The sequence below is a fragment of the Mesorhizobium sp. M7A.F.Ca.CA.002.04.1.1 genome (assembly GCF_004022805.1).
Lineage (GTDB): Bacteria > Pseudomonadota > Alphaproteobacteria > Rhizobiales > Rhizobiaceae > Mesorhizobium > Mesorhizobium ciceri.
On the sequence record NZ_RZPL01000816.1, the window covers coordinates 1 to 2,385 of the forward strand.

At 62.6% G+C, this 2,385-nt stretch carries 2 protein-coding genes; one reads left to right on the forward strand and one right to left on the reverse strand.

The window, feature by feature from the left end:
• The first annotated feature begins 65 nt into the window (after positions 1-65).
• Positions 66-764 (forward strand): DnaJ domain-containing protein, encoded by a 699-nt coding sequence (locus tag ENZ75_RS28890; protein ID WP_013531778.1) that lies wholly within the window; start codon positions 66-68, stop codon positions 762-764.
• Positions 765-810: 46 nt separating this feature from the next.
• Here the strand turns inward: ENZ75_RS28890 and ENZ75_RS28895 are convergent, their stop codons facing one another.
• The gene (locus ENZ75_RS28895; RefSeq protein ID WP_013531777.1) at positions 811-2,220 is read right to left on the reverse strand and encodes a D-alanyl-D-alanine carboxypeptidase; all 1,410 of its coding nucleotides are present in this window, start codon (positions 2,218-2,220) and stop codon (positions 811-813) included.
• Between the last annotated feature and the right edge of the window lie 165 nt (positions 2,221-2,385).

Below are 2,385 nucleotides of genomic sequence, written 5' to 3' on the forward strand. Positions count from 1 at the left end.
CTCGAAGCCAGAGGCAGGCCGGAAGACCGGCTGATGATCGAGCATCTGCGGGGCGGCGGAAAATAATGGGCGCAATCATCGCTTTTGTAGCGTTGCTTTTGCTGCTGCTCGGCGCGGTGACGATTTTTCTGCGTGCCGAGCCAGCGAAACTGGCGGGCACGCTGCGAACGCTTGGGCCGGCTCTTCTGGCAGTTGTCGGCGTCGCCGTGCTGGTGGTCGGCCGTGAAGGCGTCGGCGGCATGATCCTCACCGCGGCAATTGCCTGGTATGGTTCCATGCGAATGAAACGCCAGCCGGCGGGGCTTGCACCGGGCAAACGCTCGACGGTGCGCACAGCGGCATTGGAAATGGAGCTCGATCACGATACCGGCGGCCTCGAAGGACTGGTCCTGGCTGGCCGCCACGAAGGCAAGATGCTTGGCGCGATGGGGCTGGTGGAATTGCAGCACCTCTACCGCGAACTCTCCGGTGATCCGGAGAGCCGGCAGTTGCTAGAGACGTATCTTGACGGCAGATTTCCCGTCTGGCGCAAAAACACTGAGACGAACGGTGGCGAAGGGCTGGGTGTTGCGCCAGGTCCGGGCGCCATGACTAAGGAGGAGGCCTACAAGGTCCTTGGTCTTGAAGCGGGGGCCGCCGCGGCGGATGTCCGCAAGGCGCACCGCCGCCTGATGCAGCGCCTGCACCCCGATGTCGGCGGCACGTCTTTCCTGGCGGCGCGGATTAACGAAGCCAAGGACGTCTTGCTCTCCAATCACAACTAGTCTCCTTCGACGCAGAATTTTTCCGGGAGATGATTTCCACGCCGTCCTACTGCTGGACGGCGTAGCACTCGATGTTCTTCTTCTTCAAAGCGGTGCAGGCCTTCCAGGCGGCGGTCTTCGAACCGAAGCCGCCGAAGCGGGCGCGATAGTAGGTGACGCCGTCCTTGTCGAAGGCGACGGTGAAGCCGGAGGCGTCGGCCAGCACCTTGGGCGCCTGCTTGGTGGTCTTGTCGAGGAAGGCCTGTGCCTCGGACTGCTTTGGCGACGAGGCGACCTGAATGGCCCAGCCCGACGGCACCGACGCCGTGTTGACCGGATCGACGGCCGCTGGTGTTGGCTCGGCATAGGCAGCGACGACCTGGGCCGTCGCGACCTGGGGGGCTGAAACGATGACGGTCTTGACCTTTCTGGTCTTGACGACGGGGGCTGCTTCTTCGGCCTGCGGGGTATCGTCTTCCGCGACCGTGGCGTCCTCGGCGACGGTGGCGTCGTCCTGCGCCACAACAGGCTTGTCATCGGGCGTCGGAGCGTCATGCTTGGGCAGGAGAACCTGGGCGAGGGCGGTGACCGGGTTGTTGCCGCCGGCCTTGGCCACCAGATCGCCACCGCCGCGAGTCGATGCCCTCGGCAGATAGGTGTTGATCAAGCTGGCCATCTGATTGTCGCGGCTGCGGCCGGAACTGCCGCCCATGACCACGCCGACGATGCGGCGATTGCCGTCGGAAACCGACGAGACGAGGTTGAAGCCGGAGGCGCGGGTGTAGCCCGTCTTGATGCCGTCGACACCCTTGATGCGTCCGAGCAGGCGATTGTGACCGTTGATGCGCTGACGCCCGTAGAGGAAGGAGCGCTGCGAGAAATAGCCGTAATATTGCGGAAAATGTTCGCGCAGCGCGATGCCGAGCGTCGCCATATCGCGCGCGGTGGTGAACTGGCCAGGGTCTGGCAGGCCATTGGCGTTGCGGAACACGGTGCCGTTCATGCCCAGCGCACGCGCCTTGGCGGTCATCATGCGGGCAAAAGTGGTTTCATTGCCGCCGAGCATTTCGCCGAGCGCGGTGGCCGAGTCATTCGCCGACTTGGTGACGATCGACAGGATCGCGGTCTCGACCGTGACCGAACCGCCCGGCTTCACGCCAAGTTTCGTCGGCGCCTCGGCGGAGGCCTTGGCGGAAAACACCACTGGCGTATTCCTGCTGATCTTGCCCTTCGCCATCGCTTCGAAGGTCAGGTACAGCGTCATCATCTTGGTCAGCGAAGCTGGATAGCGCCTGCCGTTGGCATCTGCGGAGTAAAGCACCTTGCCAGTCTTGGCATCCACGACGATGGCCGCCTGCTTGGCCGCCAGCGACGAGGCAACGTCTCCAAAAACGAATGTCATCGCCAAGGCGATGATCATCATCGTTTTGAGAGGGGAGGTGGATTTGGAAACGATGCCCAACAACGCCTTACGCACTGGTACTTCCCTTGGATTTCTTCGTTGCGTTGGAGGCGGCAAAGGGTCCTGCCTCGCTTCCGGCCAAGCTACCGGCGCAGCGTTACCAATCCGTTTATGGTAACCGCCGCGTTCACCATTTTCTTCGTGCTTGAAGCTCTCTTTATTCGATTTTTAGCCATTGGC

Excerpts from the sequence above, each read along its gene's own strand:
- ENZ75_RS28890 (WP_013531778.1), top strand. The coding sequence starts at position 66 with ATGGGCGCAATCATCGCTTTTGTAGCGTTGCTTTTGCTGCTGCTCGGC.